Raw genomic sequence first — 18,322 nt, forward strand, 5'->3', positions numbered from 1 at the left:
ATATTTCTAAAAAAAATTCTTTCACGTTAACATGGAAACTACCACTCCCCCAGAACAGCCATTAACTAGACAGTAAGAATAGCCGATTGACTTTTTTGATTTGAATCACACCGCTATCAATCAAGTCATAAAAAAAAGCCTTGATCCCCAAAAGTTGGCATGTTTTTGGGGATTCAAGACTTATGAGTTGAGGCTAACTATTTTTATCACGGCTTACGATACAAGTGTTTCAAAAACAGATGCCTTTATTCTTCCCTGTTACTCACTTTGTAATTTGTACATATCTGCGTATAGCCCTTCTTCCGCTAAAAGTGTTTCATGATTCCCGCGCTCCACGATATGTCCTTTATCTAATACGAGGATCAACTCTGCATCACGGATCGTTGACAGACGATGGGCGATAGCAATCGTTGTCCGACCTTGACGCATCTTCGCAAGTCCTTCTTGGATCAACACTTCTGTTTCTGTGTCGATATTCGCCGTTGCTTCATCCAGAACTAAGATTTTAGGATCAGTTACAATCGTTCTGGCAAACGTGATCAATTGGCGTTGCCCACTTGAATAGCTTGCCCCTCTTTCAATCACTTTTGAATGATACCCTTTCGGTAAATCTTCAATGAACTGATTCGCTTGGACAAACTCAGCGGCTTCACGTATTTGTTCGTCTGTGATCTCTGGATTCATCATTCGGATGTTTCCAGCGATATCCCCATAAAATAAGAACGCATCCTGTAATACTAGACCCATTTTATTGCGTAATTCAGCGATCGGATATTCACGAATGTCATGGTCATCAATCAAGATCTGCCCTTCGTAAAACTCATAAAAACGCATCAACACATTGATGATCGAACTTTTCCCACTTCCTGTATGTCCGACTAATGCGACAGTTTCTCCTGGATTAGCAACAAATGAAATATTGTTCAATACATTGTTTTTTCCATCATAAGAGAAACTGACATTACGAAATTCGATTTTTCCAGCAGTGATCGTCCGATCCGCTGATTCCTTTTGCTGTGGTGCATATTCTTCCGTATCCATGATTTTCAAGATACGACTTCCTGCGACTGTTCCGTCCGTAAAGACACTCAAGAAGTCCATCATTTGCGACATCGGATTAAAGAATCCTTGAACATAGGTGGTGAAGGCAAAGATCAAACCGACTTCAACTGGTGAATGTAACGCGTCGAGTCCGAACAACGTCAAAGTCAAGGCAACTGCTAAAGCATATAAAAAACTGATGATTGGACTCAAAAGAATCGAATTTGTCTTGATCATGGCATAGCGAGTCGCTAGATACTCTTCATTGACTTCCTCAAATTCTTTTGCTAAACGCGATTCTTGACGAAATTGTTGGATGATCCGCATCCCAGAAATCGATTCATTTAATTTTGTGTTCAATTGACTCAAGCGCTCACGCATATTTCGATAGATCCTTGAACTGAATTTTTGATAATACCAAATCACTACTCCTAAAATCGGTAAAAAGATCAGACACCATAGCGCGATTTTTTGATTGATTTGAAACATCGCAATAAATGAAGAAATCACGGCAAAAATTCCTGTTAAAACCATCAGAAAGACATACCAAAATTCAAACAGTGTTTCTGTGTCATTAGTCACACGAGAAACAGTCGATCCAGCTGGCGTTTGGTCAAAGTACCGCATTCCTAGTGTATGAAGTTTCTCAAACAACTTTACACGGATATGTTGGTAGGTCTTCAATGACGCCATCGAATATAGATACCATTGGAAAAACCAGATGATACTTTTGACAATGACCCCAAATAGATAAAGCCCTGCAAAGAAAAGGATGACTTGTGTCGTTGCTGACTGCTTCGCTAGATGCTCATCCATGAATGTTTGGATGATCCTTGGCAATAGCACATTGATGACTGATAATACTAAAGCAAATAAAATCGCAATGATGAATGTCGAGCGAAAGGGTTTAGCAAATTGCATCAACCGTTTAATGATCGAAGCTTGTTCTTTATAGGTCATGGATTTTGACCATTCCGACTGATATTGATCTTCCATTATTCGCCACCTCCTTCAATTTTTGCTTCTAATTGTTGTTTCTGCCACATTTGTTCGTACCAACCGCCAAGAGCTAACAACTCTTGATGTGTGCCACGTTCAATGATCCGACCATGATCGATGACGATGATTTCATTGGCGTGCATGACACTACTTAAACGATGGGCCGCAATGATCGTGGTTTTGTTTTTCCGTTCTGCTTTAAGGTTACGTAAGATTGCTTCTTCTGTCTTAGCATCAACAGCGGATAATGCGTCATCCAAAATCAATAATTCGGGACTTTGGATCAATGCACGAGCAATCGACAACCGTTGCTTCTGTCCACCAGAAAGGGAGACTCCACGTTCACCGACCATTGTCTGGTACCCTTCTGGCAGTCCTTTGATTTCTGTGTTGATATACGCCAATTCCGCTGCTTCTTCCACTTCTTCTGGTGATTTCTGTGGATTGGAGAAGCGAATATTATCTAGGATCGTCATCGAAAACAAGAAATGATCTTGTGGCACATAACCAATCGAGCGCAACAAGGCATCTAGTGAGTAGTCTCTGATCGTTCGTCCGCCAAATTTGATTTCTCCTTGATAATGGTCATACTCACGCATCAATAATTTGATGATCGTCGTCTTACCGGCACCTGTTTTACCAACGATACCTAACGTATCACCTTCATTGATCGCAAATTTGATGTGTTCTAATGCTGGCTGTTCATCGTCTGGATAGGTAAATTGTGTGATTGCCACATTCAACTCACCTTTTGCTGGTGTCATTTCTGCTCCTACTTTTTCGACGATATGTGTTTTCTCATGCAATAGTTCATTGACACGATCATACGACGCATTCCCTCTCTCTAGTACATTGAACAGACGTCCAATCGCAAACATCGGCCAGACAAGCATACCGATATAACTGATAAAGGAAACCATCTGTCCAATTGAGATCGTACCATCCAAGACATAACGTCCACCTAAAATAATTGTCGCCACATATGACAAGCCAATGATCAATGTGATGAATGGATCAAAAAGCGCATCTAAAAAGTTTACTCGCTTATTTTTCTCAATGGCATCATCGATCTTTTCTTGGAAATCTTCCAAGTCTTGTTTTTCTTGACCAAATGTTTTGATGACTTTGATACCTGTGATACTTTCTTGCGTTTTATCGTTGATACTTGAAAAGGCTTCTTGTGAGTCACGAAACGCATCATGTAATTTTGAGCCTAAGATCCTTGAAGTAACCGCTAATAATGGCAATGGGATCAATGCAATCAACGTTAACCGCCAATCAACGAATAGAACCATCGCAATGATCGTCGTTCCTCCAGTGATCACTGAATCTGCAAATGTTAAAATTCCTGCACCAGCTACATTTTGAATCGCGTTCAAATCATTCGTTGCATGAGCCATCAAATCACCCGTCCGGTATTTTTGATAGAACAAACTATCCATTCGCGTAAAATGAGCAAATAGACGCTGGCGTAATTCTTTTTCAAGTCTAGCTGCACTGCCCCAAATGTTCATTCGCCAAATATAGCGAAAAAGATATTGCAAAAAAGCTGCAATGATCAATACACCTATCCACAATGCAATGATTTGCATCGAGATATTTTGATCGGCGATTTCATCGATAATGATCCCGATGACTTTAGGTGGGATCAACTGCACTATTGCCACCGCGAACAAAGAAAATACGCCAATCAAATAGTGCTTTTTCTCTTGTTTAAAAAACCAACCCAATTTTCTGAAAATCGACATATACTTCCTCCTTCTAACTCCTAAAAATTTCATTTATTTCCGAGGTTGAATTGCATCCTCAGATATCGTTGATCACAATCGAAAAAATATGATCGTCATACAATTTATAAAAAATAATCATTGATCGGCATGAATGCGCTTTTCTCAAATGGAGAAAAAGAAAAAAGCGAGCTGAAATCAATCAGCCCGCTTTTTGATGTTGTCGAATAAGAACCTACTTCTTCCCTTGGTTCTTCATCTGTTGCATCATCTGACGAATTTTCTTTTCAGATGGTTTTTGCCCCATAGACATCATCATTGATCTTAACATTTCCTCATTAACGGGAGGATTTTTTTCTAAGTAATCTTTCATATATTTACGCGCAAGAAAGAATCCACCGACTGCGCCGATTAACAATGCAATAACTGCAATAAGTACAACGATTCCGTTTGATACCATGTAAATCTCTCCTTTCCTTTTCCTAATTGCTCTCAATGATTCATTTTACTAAAACTTACAAAAAAAAGAAAGGCGTTTTCTTAAGAATATGTAAAAAAAGTCATTTTTATTTCATGATTATACAAAAATACCTATTTAGAAAGTGAGCCACATTTAATTTTTAGGTTAGCCGAATTTTTTTCTTTTATTTTTTCGTCTCTGGGTGTAGAATGAATTCGAAAAGAAATAGAAGGGTGGTTTTCATTTGAATAATCACGAGAATAAACATAAATGGATTGAACACACTAATGGGTTATCCCTTTCAGAAGTAAACGGTACGGTTAAAGTACCAAAAGGAAAAAGTTTCTTCCGCACCTTACTTGCCTATTCCGGACCTGGTGCACTCGTAGCAGTCGGCTATATGGACCCAGGTAATTGGTCAACATCGATCACCGGTGGCCAAAATTTCCAATACTTATTGATGTCAGTTATTCTGATGTCCAGCTTGATTGCTATGTTACTACAATATATGGCGGCCAAACTTGGGATCGTCAGCCAAATGGATCTGGCACAGGCGATTCGTGCTCGTACGAGTAAAACGCTAGGGGTCATTCTTTGGATCTTGACCGAATTAGCGATCATGGCGACAGATATCGCTGAAGTCATTGGTGCAGCGATCGCTTTATATTTATTATTTGATATTCCTTTGGCAATTGCTGTCTTTATTACCGTCTTGGATGTCTTTGTCTTGCTTCTTTTGACAAAGATCGGTTTTCGTAAAATCGAAGCGTTAGTCGTCTGTTTGATTTTCGTTATCCTATTTGTCTTTGTCTACCAAGTGGCGCTTTCAAACCCTGATTGGAGCAGTCTATTCAAAGGCTTTATTCCTAATAGCCAAACATTTGCTGAAGAACCAAAAATCGGTGGAGAGACCCCATTGACTGGAGCTTTAGGGATCATTGGTGCAACTGTGATGCCTCACAATCTCTATTTGCACTCTGCTGTTTCCCAAACCCGCGAGATCGATCGAAAAGATCCAGAAGATATTGCAAGAGCGGTTCGTTTCTCAACATGGGATTCCAATATTCAATTAACGATGGCTTTCGTTGTCAATGCACTTCTATTGATCATGGGGGTTGCCGTCTTTAAAACTGGTGCAGTTCAAGATCCCTCTTTCTTTGGTTTATATGAAGCACTTTCCGATCCATCTGCGATGAGTAACGGCGTCTTGATCGCCGTAGCAAAATCAGGCATTTTATCAACCTTATTTGCAGTAGCACTGCTTGCTTCTGGTCAAAATTCAACGATTACCGGTACATTGACTGGACAAGTCATTATGGAAGGCTTTATTCATATGCGCATGCCGATCTGGTTACGCCGTTTAGTCACTCGACTATTGTCCGTCATTCCAGTACTACTTTGTGTCTTGTTCACTAGCTCCAAAGGCACGATCGAAGAACATACAGCACTTAATAATCTAATGAATGAGTCCCAAGTATTCTTAGCTTTTGCCTTACCTTTTTCAATGATTCCTTTATTGATGATGACCAACAGCCAAGCAGAAATGGGCGCCCGTTTCAAAAATTCACTGATCGTCAAAATACTTGGTTGGTTTTCTGTCATCAGTTTGACGTATTTAAACTTGCGCGGACTCCCTGGACAAATCGAAGCTTTCTTCGGCGATCAAGCTTCTACTGCGTCAATCGCCCTTGCTGATCGGATCGCTTACATCATCATCGTTGCAGTTCTCGCCTTACTCGCTTGGACGATCGTTGATCTTTACAAGGGAAATAAACGCTATGAACAACGTTTACAAGAGTTGTCGTGAGCCATTCCCCCCTCTAAGCAGGAAAAAAAGAAGCATAGGTTTTGACCTATTCTTCTTTTTTGTGGTTACTAAATTAGAAAGTTCTATTTTTCATCATGAAGATAAATAGCTACCACGGCAATAGCTATGATTGTAAAAGCAACCATCCACCAGATCTCAGTTTGAAAATTAGTAGTAGTCGAGACAATCAATGACAAACCAATTGGTCCACCAATTTGGTGCATGGTATTCGTCAAACCACTTGCGATACCTGCTAATTCGTCAGGTGCTTCATGGATACCAGCAGATGTCACTGGCGCTAAAATCATTCCTTGTCCTAATCCAAGGATCATCATAGGAACAAAGATCGTTTGCCAATAACCATTAAACGGGTTCGAAACCGCCAGTAAAATCAACCCTATTACTAGTATTATTTCTCCAACAAACAATATCCTATTATTTCCAAATCGTGCAGTCATTCTCGGCAACTGCATCGCAATAATAAAATGAACTATCGTTAGTGGTAGAAAAGCAAATCCTGATTGTAACGCTGAGAATCCATATTGACTTTGCATCATTTGAGGTAAAAAGAACCAAAATGGCAGCATCGCCATCATAAATAAGAGACGAGTAGCATAGGCACCAGAACGTATCTTATTTTTAAAAAGTTCGAGGGGAAGCATTGGCGAAGAAGTCCTTCGCTCCCATAAAATAAACAAACCTAAAAACATGATACCTATGAATAAAAAGTTGCTTTTTCCTTCAGTAAGACCGTAGATGATTCCTATCAATCCGAGGATCGATAATAAACTTCCTAAATAATCAATACGTTCCCTTCGACGTTCCGAAGGTCTCACATATTTCAATGTTAAAACCACTAACAAAAGAGTAAATGGCACATTTATTAAGAAACCAGCGCGCCAAGAAATCAAGCTAGTCAGTCCCCCACCAACTAACAAACCAATACTTGAACCAATTCCCGCCGTTGCTCCATAATAAGAGATCGCACGTTGCCTCATATTATTTTGATAAGCATCCATGAGCAGTGCTAAAGATGTCGGAGCAATAATGGAACTACCTACTCCTTGGACACCACGCATCATGATCAACGTTCCTGCTGTTTGTGATAATCCAATAAGCAGTGAACTTATCCCAAAATAAATAAACCAACTAAAAAAATCTTTTTTCTTCCGAATAAATCAGAAAGGCGACCACTTAATAGTAAAAAACCACCAAAAGTAAGCGTATATGCACTTGATACCCATGAAAGTGCTCTTGCAGATAAACCTAAACTTTCTCCTATCTTCATAGAACTTGTAAAAATAATAGAATTATCCATTAAAATCAAAAAATAGGATAATAAAGTAATTGGTAAAATGACACCAAATTTTTCTCTCTTCAAATTTCCTAACTTCTTTCTATTGCTTTTATTATTTCGTCCTTTCACATTCGATTCTTTTAAACTTTTATCCTTTTCACAGATCAATAGTTTTCTATCATTTTTCTGTAGCCAACATTCTCTCCATAAACCATTCCACTTGTTGTGGTGCATCATGGTCAAAGAAGGCAGACTCTTTCATATCTAAAGCGGCTATTTTTTCAACATCTTCATTCGAAAGTTCAAAATCAAAGATATCAATATTTTCAGCCATTCTCTCTGGTCGAACAGATTTTGCTAGAGCAACGATCCCTCTTTGCATCAACCAACGAAGAACAACTTGTCCGACTGTTTTATCATATTTTTTACCGATTTCTGCTAATTCAGGATTTGTGAACAACTCGTGACGACCTTCAGCAAATGGTGCCCAAGCTTCGATTTGTACGCCATATTTTTCATGCCATTCTTGATCTTCTACACGTTGGTTCCAAGGATTTACTTCTATTTGATTGATTTGAGGTTTCACATCATTCAAACCAACAAATTCGATCATTTTAGCCGATTTGAAATTGGAAATCCCAATTGCACGTAATTTCTCTGCTTTTTGAGCAGCAACCATTGCACGCCATGCGCCATAGATATCTCCATAGGGTTGATGAATTAGATATAAATCAAGATACTCTAACCCCATTGCCTCCAGAGAATGTTCGATCGTTTCAGTTGCTTTTTCTTCTGGAGTTTGTAGAATAAATAATTTAGAAGTGACAAAAAGTTCATCACGCTTTACAATTCCTTCGGCGATCGCACGTCGGATTCCTTCACCAGTTTCTTTTTCATTTCCGTAAATAAATGCTGTGTCGATCAAACGATATCCTGCATTGATGGCTTGATAAACCGCTTCTGCTGTTTCTTCTAGTGGAATTTGATAAACCCCAAATCCTAGTTGAGGCATCTCTACACCATTGTTCAATTTTATTGTGTTCATGTTATTTCCTCCTTTTCTTCTTTACCTTTTCTATCCTAAACCTTGAAGTTAGATCCATAGCAAGAAAAAATTTTTACTTTTTTCGTTCCCATAATTTTTCGACTTTATCTGGAGTCATTTCCCCAGCCTTGAACTTCGCAATATGTTCATCATACGTTTCGATCTTATAAACCAGCAATTCTCTCACTTCCTGCATCTCCTCTAGTTTTCTATCTAGTTCTTCTAACTGATCAACTAAAATCTGCTTTTGCGCTTTTTCCACGTTTTGTGCTTCGCGTAATTGAGCCAAGTGAGCAAATTCAATGAGAGATTCTACAGACAAACCCGCGTTACGTAAATTTTTTGCTAAATAAATCCAATTTAGGTCATTTGTTGTGTAATCCCGATACCCACTCTCATTACGACTAACCGGCGGGATGACTCCTACACGTTCATAGTAACGGAGTGTATCCACACTCAAATCAAACATGTCAGCTGCTTTTTTTATATTCATTCCATCACCCTCCACTTTTATATAGGTTATCATAAACCCTAAAGTCAACTCCAAGGCAAATGATAATCAACAAATTTTCTTTATTTGATTGGTTTTCTTTTATCATCCGTTTCTTTCAAAATAAACATAACCTTATCTTTTTAATTTAAAATCAAGTTAACAACGAGAAGAGAAGCAACTTCTTCAAAAAATAAGGCACCATCCACAAAAATTTGAAGAACAATTTTCGTGGATGGTGCCTTATTTCTCGAGGCTGAACACTTCTGTCCCGACCTCATGTCATTCGATCCTAAAAATCAATTTATTTAATAAAGAATATGACTTACTTAGCCTTCTACATCTGCTAATAATTCTGGGAATACTTCTGGGTTGAAGGTTTCAGCTTTGAACATCGCGATTTCTTTCCCATAAGGGGCATAAGCTAATTTTTTATCTTTTCCGACATATGGTGTTTCAAGAATCTTTGAAACATCTTTGAACATTGGTTCATGGACGATTTTATTCAATGCATCAAAACCGATCGTACCAAAGCCGATATTGGCGTGGCGGTCTTTATGTGAACCTTGTGGATTTTTTGAATCATTGACGTGTAGTACTTTTAAGCGATCTAAACCAATCACTTTATCAAACGTTTCAATGACGCCATAAAAATCATTCGCTACATCATAGCCGGCATCATTCGTGTGGCACGTGTCAAAGGTGACTGATAGCTTTTCATTCAATGTCACTCCATCAATGATCTGTGCCAACTCTTCGAACGTTCTGCCGATCTCTGTACCTTTTCCTGCCATTGTTTCTAAGGCGATTTGTGCGGTCTGTTCTTTCGTCAAGACTTCATTTAGCCCTTCAATGATCCTTGCAATCCCTGCCTCTGCTCCAGCACCGACATGTGCGCCTGGATGCAATGTGATCTGAGTTGCTCCTAATGCTTCCGCTCGAACGATTTCTTCTCTTAAAAACTGTACAGCAAAAGGAAACATCTCTGGTTTCGTTGTATTTCCTAAATTAATGATATACGGTGCATGGACCACTATATTCTTCAATCCATTTTCTTCCATATATTGTTTTCCAGCTTCAATATTCATTTCTTCAATTAGTTTTCTACGGGTATTTTGTGGTGCGCCTGTATAGATCATAAAAGTAGAAGCACCATAGCTGGCTGCTTCTTCTGCTGCACCTAGTAACATCTTTTTACCGCTCATACTGACATGTGAACCTAATAACATCTTACTCCTCCTATAAAGCCCTCTCGGCTAGTCACTCAGTGAATGGATTTGTTCACTCTCCTTTTATCTTAACTGAAACGAATTTGAAAGAAAAGTTTGAAATCTGTCCAATGATCCGAGCAGATACAAAATAACTAGAAGAATTTTTAATGTTTTCTCAAAACCAAAGGTCAAATAAGACACAAAAAAAGCCATGTCTGTTTTTTTGTTCTATTATTTGCTATAATTAGCGAAATAAAACCATTAGTTGAGGTGAAACCTTTGCCACGTAATAATACACGAAGAAAACAAGCACGACGAACAAAAGAAAAGTGGTTTGTTCCTAAGGTCATTTTTCGCGTTTTTCAATCATTAACCGTTTTTATCATGGTTCTTATCATTCTATTCGCTGCATTAGGTGTGGGAGTCGGTGCCGGCTATTTTGCGTATCTAGTTGAAGATACAAAGCTACCTTCCAAATCTGAGTTACAATCTGAGTTAGGCAATATAACCGAAACATCAAAACTTGTTTATGCCGATAATACAGAGATCTCGACGATCCAAACTGATTTGATGCGGACAACCGTCCCTTCAGATCAAATGTCGCCTTATTTAAAATCTGCGATCATCAGCACAGAGGATGAATATTTTGAAGAACATAAAGGCTATGTTCCTAAAGCGGTGATCCGAGCACTTTTCTCTGAAGCAACCGGGATCGGCTCATCTGGAGGATCAACACTGACCCAGCAGTTAGTCAAGCAACAGATTTTGACCGATGAAACAACCTTTAAACGTAAAGCAAATGAGATCTTATTGGCTGCTCAAGTCGAGAAACATTTTACAAAAGACGAAATCATCTCCACTTATTTGAATGTTTCACCTTTCGGAAGAAACAATAAAGGCCAAAATATTGCCGGTGTCCAAGAAGCTGCGCAAGGGATCTTCGGAGTCAATGCGAGCGATTTATCCTTACCACAAGCGGCATTTATCGCAGGTTTACCACAAAGTCCGATCACTTATAGCCCTTATACCAATACAGGTGCATTGAAAGAAGACCTTACTGCCGGCTTAGAAAGAAAAGACATCGTGCTATTTAGCATGTACCGTGAACACCAAATCACAAAAGAGCAATATGAAGAAGCAAAAGCCTATGACTTAACAAAAGATTTCTTAGGTCAACAAGTGGCAGAACAAACTGACCGTGACTTCTTATATTACACGGTCATGAATGCCGCGACCGATATCATTGCTAGACAATTGGGAGAAAAAGATAACGCAGATCTATCCGATACAGACGTCTACAATGCCTACTATCAACGTGCAGAACAAACGATCCAAAATCAAGGGTACACGATTCATTCAACGATCGATAAAGGCATCTATGATGCGATGCAAGCAGGTGTTGCCAATTATGGTTACTTACTTGATGACGGAAAAGGCACACCTGTTGAGACTGGTAACGTTCTGATGGATAATAAAACCGGTCGAGTTTATGGATTTGTCGGTGGTCGTAATTATGCGCTGAACCAAAATAATCATGCCTTTGATACTCAAAGACAAGCCGGGTCATCGATCAAGCCGATGTTGGTTTATGGTCCAGCGATCGATATGGGCTTAGTTGGTTCAGAATCACGTGTTTCTGACTATGCAACTACTTGGCAAGAAGGCTCAAATGCGGGAGAAGACATCGTCAATGCGACGAATAAAGGATCAAATACCTTCCAAACGGTTCGTGAATCATTGGAATGGTCGAACAATATCCCTGCTTACCATTTATATCAAGATGTTTTGAACAATGGCGGCTCAAAACAATACGCCTACGAAACGTATCTATCAAAAATGAACTATCCCGCAAATGCCAACTGGGGCGTTGAATCGGCACCACTGGGAACAGTCGATGTCACCACTCTTCAACAAACCAATGGCTTCCAGGCATTAGCAAATAATGGCGAATTCCAGCAAGCGTATATCATTGATGCAATCACTGACAACGAGGGGAATGTCATTTATCAACACGAAGTTAAACCAGTGCGCGTCTTTTCCGAAGCCGCAGCTTCGATCGTCAATGATATGTTGCGTAGCGTTATCAATGAAAAGATCACCACACCATTCAAAGATGATATCACTAGTCTCAATGGCAGCTTAGGTCAAGCGGACTGGATCGGTAAAACTGGTTCAACGAATGATTACCGAGATTCATGGTTAGTTGTCTCCACACCCTCTGTCACGATCAGTAGTTGGGCAGGACACGATGATAATACCGGAATGGATGCCCAAGCAAGATTGCGTTCATCCAAATATTTAGCGAATTTAATCAATCAAGTGTATCAAGTAAACCCAACGATTTTTGGTACCGATCAGAAATTCACACTTGCTTCTGATGTGAAGAAAGAAGACGTTTCTGCCTTCACAGGACAATTACCTGGAAAAGTGACCGTTGACCGAAGATCGATCAATACACCTAGCAAAACTGTCGAGTCACTTTGGGCAAAAAATGGTCCTGAGAAAAGCACCTTCAAATTTGGTGTAGGTGGAACGGATGAAAATTACAAAGATTACTGGAATACTGTCGGAACATTCGAACGTGAAAATCCACAGAACAAAGAGGATGACAAAGACGACGATTAACGAAACAATCTGAGTCCACTACTCTTTCTCAAAAAAAAATGAGTCAGATCTTGATAAATGATATCAAGATCCGGCTCATTTTTTTCGTTTTTACTTATCTTTGGTGAAGCTTTGCCCCTGTTATTTCCATAAAAAAGTAGCTGAAACGACTATTCTTTGTCATTTCAGCTACTTTTAGTTATCGTTTTATTTGATCAATCGCTTGATGTTTATCTCAATCGATTTATTTCGTTGAACCTTTTTCTTCAATTCCATAAGGTAAGATGATTGTTTTTTCTTCTACTTCTTCTTTGTTCATCATTTTTGTCAATAGACGCATTGATACCGCACCTAAGTCATATAATGGTTGCGTAATACTTGTCAAGCGTGGGCGAGCAACTTCAGTCAATAAAGAATTGTTGCTTGTGATGATCTCAAATTCTTCTGGTACTTTGACACCACGGTCAATCAAGCCATCTAAAATACCGATTGCTAGTTCATCATCCGTTACATAAACAGCAGTTGCTCCACTATTGTGGATACGTTCTACTAATGACAAGCCATCTCTAAAATTATAGCTTGATTCAAAGATCAAACCTTCACTATAAGTCAGTCCGTTTTCTTTCAACGCTTCTTTGTAGCCTTTCAAACGGTTTTGGCCATTGATCGGGTCAATCAATGCACCACTTACAAAGGCAATTTTTTTATTGCCGTTTTTAGCTAATTTAGTTACTGCATCTTTTGTCGCTGAAGTATAGTCGATATTGACACTTCCTACTTGTTCGTCTGGATCGATCGAACCAGCTAAAACAACTGGAGTTTTTGAACGTGAGAATTCGCCACGGATTTCATCTGTGATATGATGCCCCATGAAAATCACACCGTCAACTTGTTTGGCTAAAAGATTGTTCAGTACGTTGACTTCTTTTTGGTCATTTCCGTCTGAATTTGCCAAAATGATATTATATTTGTACATCGTTGCCACATCATCGATCCCACGTGCTAATGAAGCAAAGAACATATTGCTGACATCTGGGATGATGACCCCAACCGTCGTTGTTTTTTTACTTGCAAGACCACGAGCTACAGCATTTGGGCGATAATCTAAGCGGTCAATGACTTCCAATACTTTTTTTCTTGTAGCTGGTTTTACATTTGGATTCCCATTGACAACACGTGAAACAGTAGCCATAGAAACATTTGCCTCTCTCGCTACGTCATAAATAGTGATAGTTTGTTTTTCCATCGTTGTTCTCCTATTCTGTTTTTATATCTTTTCTGAAAATACGATTTACATTTCTAAAACAGGATATCAAAGATTGACAGAAATTGCAACCGTTTTACTAGCGTTTTCATGAAAAAAATCACCTTTTTCACTTTTAGTCAATTGGTCTTTTTTTACAAGAGTGGTACAATGAATTATCGAAACATGCCATAAATGCGAAAGAAGGATGTCCAAATGAATCTTGAAAAAATCAATGAATTACGCCAATGGATGGCTCAAAAAGAAATCGACCTTGCTTATATCAGTGATCCAGGTCATATCGCCTATTTTGCTGGTTATGAAAGTGAACCCCATGAACGTGTACTAGCTCTATTTCTTCCACTTGACCAAGATCCTTTCTTGTTTACACCAGCGTTAGAAGTAGAAGATGCACAAAATAGTCCTTGGGCCTATGATGTCCGTGGTTATCTTGATAGTGAAGATCCTTGGCTATTGATCGGGCAAGAGATCCGCACCCGTTATCCACAAATAAAAACGATTGGGATCGAAAAAAATGCATTGACGGTTGATCGCTTTGACGCATTATCGCTACAAATGACAAGCAGCATCCGATTTGCTGACCTGACTCCGGTCATCCAACGTCTGCAATTGATCAAAACAACAAAAGAAAAAGAGCAATTGATTGCGGCAGGAAAATGGGCAGATGTAGCTTTTGAAATTGGTTTTCGCTCCATCAAAGAAGGCGTAACGGAACAAGCGATTATTGCTGAAATCGAATATCAACTAAAAAAACAAGGGGTATCTCAAATGTCTTTTGACACGCTAGTTTTAGCGGGGACAAATGCAGCAAGCCCTCATGGAACACCTGGAAGTACTACGATCCAACCAAATGAACTTGTCTTGTTCGATCTAGGCGTCGTATGGGATGGCTATTGTAGTGATGCGACACGAACAGTTGCCTTCCAAAAACCGACAGAATTTCAAGAGAAAATCTACCAAATCACGCTTGAAGCCCAATTAGCAGCTCAAGAAGCTGTTCGTCCAGGCGTCACAGCCGCTGAACTTGATCAAGTCGCACGTAACGTCATTGAAAGCTACGGCTACGGCGAATACTTCAATCATCGTCTAGGTCATGGTATTGGTACAACTGTTCATGAATATCCCTCACTAGTGGCAGGCAATGATCTAGTGATCGAAGAAGGCATGTGCTTCTCATTAGAACCAGGTATTTATATCCCTGATCAAGTAGGCGTAAGAATCGAAGATTGCGTCTATGTCACAAGTGACGGTTGCATCCCATTTACAACAACACCAAAAGAATTATTAGTAGTGGAGTAAGGTTGTGAAAGAAGCGTTTTGACCTGAGCAGTAAGAGGGGAAATCAGAAAATAGCTTTCCATATTTTTTGATTTCTCAGCTTAATGTTGAAGGTCAGCTTCTTGAACACCGTTCATCGAGGTTGTGAGAAAGCCGTTCTGCTCCGAGTATTAAGACAGAACTTGAGAAAATAGCTTCTCATATTTTTTCAAGTTTTGACTTAATATTGAAGGAGCTGGCTTTCGAACACCGTTTATCTAGGTTGTGAAAGAAGCGCTCAACACTGAGTAATAAGGGCAAAAAAACAAAATGGCTTTTTTTATTTTGGTTTTTTTGACTTATTATTGAAGTGTTGCTTCTTGAACACCGTTTATCATAGGTTGTGAAAGAAGCGTTTTGACCTGTAAATAAGCGATAACCCCAAAGTAGAAACTATTTTCGGGTTATCGCTTATTTTTTTAGTTGCTTTTTCTGATATCCGTTAGTTGTCGATACCTATTCATTTGCTATTTGTTGCTTTAAATAGAATTTCGTTGTGCCAACAAAAGGCATATTTTCCACCGAAGCAAACACCTCAAAGCCATGCCTTTCGTAGAACTCTCGAGCTTGATAATCTTGCGTATTGACGGTCATATACAAACACTGGTTTTCCAATGCTGTTTGTTGAACCGCTTCTATTAATCGCGATCCGATGCCTTCGTGACGGTACGATTGATCTACGGCGAGCAATGATAGATGCAAGGTATTACCAAATAAAGATGCTACTGCGCCACCGATCCACTTCTCATCCTTAGATGCACTGATTGAAATGATTTGAGTTGTTAAGTGTTCATTTGTAGAAAATGATTGCATATATTGTTCGTTCAGCAGACCAATGATTTTCTTTTCTGTTTCTTCGGAATCGCTTTTCTTGATCTCAATGATTTACAATATCCTCTCCACGTAAGATTAGAGAAAAAAGGACACGAATCAGGTTGTTTCCTGATCGTGCCTTTTCTTGCTCACTTTTTAGTGTTGCTTATTTAAATGTATCTTTTAAATCTTCTTTCGCAGTAGCTGCATCTTCTTTTGCCATCTCAGACAAGATTTTTGCATCTTCAGCTACTGGTTTAGCTTCGTCAATGCCTTCTTTTACAGTACTACCTGCTTGGTCTGCTGTATCTTTGATGTCGATCATGATGTCTTCTTTCGCAGCAGCTGCTGTGTCGCCTAAATCAGCAGCTGATTTTTTGAAACGATCAGATAAATCAGCTGATTGCTCTTTCAATGTCACTAAAATATCTTCTGATTCGTCTCCTGCGTCGGCTGTTGCGTCTGAGACTGTTTGTTTGACATTACCAGCTAAATCGCCTGCTTGTTGTGAAAGATCATGCGCTTTGTCTTTTGCGATACTTGTCAATTCAGTTGATTTTTCTTTTACCATCTCTGTATAATCAGAAGCCATATCTAGAAAATCATCCGCTTGTGCTGCTAATTCATCACGTAATTCTTTACCAGATTTTGGTGCAAGTAGCAATGCTGCCACTGCTGCGGCTGTACCACCAATCACTGCACCTAGTAAAAATCCACCTTTTTTTGCCATGATTATTTTCCTCCTGTCGTATCTGTTGTTGGTTTTTTATGTTTAAAGAATTTCACTGCAGTCCCACCGACTTTGCTGGCAACAGTTGCTTTTGCTGTTGTTTTACCGATGCCACCAACTTTTGTAACGATGTGTTTGCTTGAAGAATTCAATTCTGATACACTCTCGCTCAAATCAGCGACAGCTGTAAATAAAGGATCGATCGTTGCTACTTTTCCGTTGATATCATTCAACAATTCGTTGCTTTTCACTAACAAGCCTTCGACTTGTCTCGATAAAAGATCAACATCTTTGGTAACGACTTCAATCGTTGTGTTTGCTTCTGTTACTGTTTGTTCTGCTTTTTCAATCGTTTTTGCTAATCGAATCAATACACGTACTAGAAAGACCACAAGTATTGCAAAAGCAATTGCTGCAATCAAGCCAGCAATTTCTCCAACTGTCATAATCAAGCCTCCTTCTCCTCTTCTTGCTATAAGGATAGCATTTTCATATTTTTTAAACAAATAAAAAATAGCAAAAAGCTTCAACTACCTACATTTTGATCAGCAGCTGAAGCATCTCGCTTGTTTACTTTTTGTTAGTTGGTTCAGAAGTTTCTGTTGATTGATTGAAAGATGAAGGCGTCTCTGCTGCTAAAGACTTGCCTAATGATAGAATGTATTCTCTTAATGGTCCACCCACTTCTGGATGTGTCAATCCATATTCGATACTTGTTTTCATAAAACCAAATTTGTCGCCGACATCATAACGTTTACCCGTAAATTTACGTGCGAATACGCGTTGTGTCTTATTCAATGTATCGATTGCATCGGTCAATTGGATCTCATTACCTGCACCTGGTTTTTGCTCTGCTAAGACATCAAAGATTTCGGGTGTCAATAAATAGCGTCCAATAATTGCTAAATCACTTGGTGCTTTACTTGGTTCAGGCTTTTCAACAAAATCTTTGACATTGAATAAGCCGTCTTCTAGTTCTTCTCCTGGATTGATGATCCCATATTTAGATGTATCTTTGTGAGGTACTTGCATCACGGCGATCGTTGAAGCATGTGTACGCTCATAATCGTCGATCAGTTGTTGTGTCAATGGGATTTCATCTTCCATGATGTCATCACCTAACATGACAACAAACGGTTCATTTCCGATGAATGCTCTTGCTTGCAACACAGCGTGTCCTAACCCTTTAGGATGCGATTGACGAATAAAATGAAGGTTTACATCCGTTGTTTCTTCCACTAATTTTAGTAATTCAGTTTTTCCTTTTTCGCCTAAGTTCGTTTCTAATTCGATATTTGAGTCAAAATGATCTTCAATTGGGCGTTTTGCTTTCCCTGTGACGATCAAAATATCTTCAATCCCTGATTTTAACGCTTCTTCTACGATAAATTGAATCGTTGGTTTATCAACGATCGGCAACATTTCTTTTGCCATCGCTTTTGTTGCAGGTAAAAATCTTGTTCCTAAACCTGCTGCTGGAATCACTGCTTTTTTTACTTTCATTTTTTTCTCTCCCT

General features: G+C 39.2%; 14 protein-coding genes and 1 pseudogene. 3 read left to right on the top strand and 12 right to left on the bottom strand.

Annotated elements, in window-relative coordinates; genetic code table 11:
• Positions 1 to 258 precede the first annotated feature (258 nt).
• The 3 genes from IGJ99_RS09660 to IGJ99_RS09670 all read right to left on the bottom strand — a co-directional run bounded on the left by IGJ99_RS09660 (position 259) and on the right by IGJ99_RS09670 (position 4,227).
• A complete protein-coding gene (locus IGJ99_RS09660) occupies positions 259 to 2,037 on the bottom strand; it encodes an ABC transporter ATP-binding protein (RefSeq protein WP_010734946.1) in 1,779 nt (592 codons plus the stop codon).
• Positions 2,037 to 3,788 carry an ABC transporter ATP-binding protein gene (locus IGJ99_RS09665; protein WP_019723116.1) on the bottom strand — a complete coding sequence of 584 codons (1,752 nt, stop codon included), beginning with the start codon at positions 3,786 to 3,788 and terminating at the stop codon, positions 2,037 to 2,039. Before IGJ99_RS09665 ends, IGJ99_RS09660 begins: the two co-directional genes overlap by 1 nt.
• Positions 3,789 to 4,002: 214 nt before the next feature.
• On the bottom strand, positions 4,003 to 4,227 hold the full coding sequence (locus IGJ99_RS09670) for a YneF family protein (RefSeq protein WP_010734944.1): 225 nt from the start codon (positions 4,225 to 4,227) through the stop codon (positions 4,003 to 4,005).
• Between the two features lie 244 nt (positions 4,228 to 4,471).
• Between IGJ99_RS09670 and IGJ99_RS09675 the strand changes: the two genes are divergently transcribed.
• A complete protein-coding gene (locus IGJ99_RS09675; RefSeq protein ID WP_023520012.1) occupies positions 4,472 to 6,034 on the top strand; it encodes an Nramp family divalent metal transporter in 1,563 nt (520 codons plus the stop codon).
• Between the two features lie 83 nt (positions 6,035 to 6,117).
• Here IGJ99_RS09675 and IGJ99_RS09680 read toward each other — a convergent pair.
• From IGJ99_RS09680 to IGJ99_RS09695, 4 genes and pseudogenes are all read right to left on the bottom strand, one after another.
• Positions 6,118 to 7,415: pseudogene (locus tag IGJ99_RS09680) on the bottom strand (MFS transporter).
• Positions 7,416 to 7,509: 94 nt separating this feature from the next.
• A complete protein-coding gene (locus IGJ99_RS09685; RefSeq protein ID WP_349519911.1) occupies positions 7,510 to 8,376 on the bottom strand; it encodes an aldo/keto reductase in 867 nt (288 codons plus the stop codon).
• A gap of 73 nt (positions 8,377 to 8,449) precedes the next feature.
• Positions 8,450 to 8,869 (bottom strand): MerR family transcriptional regulator, encoded by a 420-nt coding sequence (locus IGJ99_RS09690; RefSeq protein WP_010734939.1) that lies wholly within the window; start codon positions 8,867 to 8,869, stop codon positions 8,450 to 8,452.
• Positions 8,870 to 9,195: 326 nt separating this feature from the next.
• Positions 9,196 to 10,095, bottom strand: coding sequence for a deoxyribonuclease IV (locus IGJ99_RS09695; protein ID WP_438748357.1), 900 nt, complete (start codon positions 10,093 to 10,095; stop codon positions 9,196 to 9,198).
• A 261-nt stretch (positions 10,096 to 10,356) separates the two neighbouring features.
• Between IGJ99_RS09695 and IGJ99_RS09700 the strand changes: the two genes are divergently transcribed.
• A complete protein-coding gene (locus IGJ99_RS09700) occupies positions 10,357 to 12,702 on the top strand; it encodes a transglycosylase domain-containing protein (protein WP_065096318.1) in 2,346 nt (781 codons plus the stop codon).
• Between the two features lie 223 nt (positions 12,703 to 12,925).
• Here the strand turns inward: IGJ99_RS09700 and ccpA are convergent, their stop codons facing one another.
• Positions 12,926 to 13,927 (bottom strand): catabolite control protein A, encoded by a 1,002-nt coding sequence (gene ccpA / locus IGJ99_RS09705; protein ID WP_023520019.1) that lies wholly within the window; start codon positions 13,925 to 13,927, stop codon positions 12,926 to 12,928.
• Positions 13,928 to 14,140: 213 nt separating this feature from the next.
• On the opposite strand from ccpA, the gene IGJ99_RS09710 reads away from it, so the two are divergent.
• Positions 14,141 to 15,244, top strand: coding sequence for an aminopeptidase P family protein (locus IGJ99_RS09710; protein ID WP_224434131.1), 1,104 nt, complete (start codon positions 14,141 to 14,143; stop codon positions 15,242 to 15,244).
• 474 nt (positions 15,245 to 15,718) lie between these two features.
• On the opposite strand, the gene IGJ99_RS09715 is transcribed toward IGJ99_RS09710, so the two are convergent.
• The 4 genes from IGJ99_RS09715 to galU all read right to left on the bottom strand — a co-directional run bounded on the left by IGJ99_RS09715 (position 15,719) and on the right by galU (position 18,308).
• Positions 15,719 to 16,075 carry a GNAT family N-acetyltransferase gene (locus tag IGJ99_RS09715; protein WP_349519918.1) on the bottom strand — a complete coding sequence of 119 codons (357 nt, stop codon included), beginning with the start codon at positions 16,073 to 16,075 and terminating at the stop codon, positions 15,719 to 15,721.
• A gap of 166 nt (positions 16,076 to 16,241) precedes the next feature.
• A complete protein-coding gene (locus IGJ99_RS09720) occupies positions 16,242 to 16,805 on the bottom strand; it encodes a YtxH domain-containing protein (protein ID WP_010734933.1) in 564 nt (187 codons plus the stop codon).
• 2 nt (positions 16,806 to 16,807) lie between these two features.
• Positions 16,808 to 17,251 (bottom strand): DUF948 domain-containing protein, encoded by a 444-nt coding sequence (locus tag IGJ99_RS09725; RefSeq protein WP_010734932.1) that lies wholly within the window; start codon positions 17,249 to 17,251, stop codon positions 16,808 to 16,810.
• 124 nt (positions 17,252 to 17,375) lie between these two features.
• Complete coding sequence (gene galU, locus IGJ99_RS09730) at positions 17,376 to 18,308, bottom strand: UTP--glucose-1-phosphate uridylyltransferase GalU (RefSeq protein WP_010734931.1); 933 nt, start codon at positions 18,306 to 18,308, stop codon at positions 17,376 to 17,378.
• Positions 18,309 to 18,322: the final 14 nt, after the last annotated feature.

This window comes from Enterococcus sp. AZ095b (genome assembly GCF_051714725.1).
GTDB lineage: Bacteria > Bacillota > Bacilli > Lactobacillales > Enterococcaceae > Enterococcus_B > Enterococcus_B pernyi.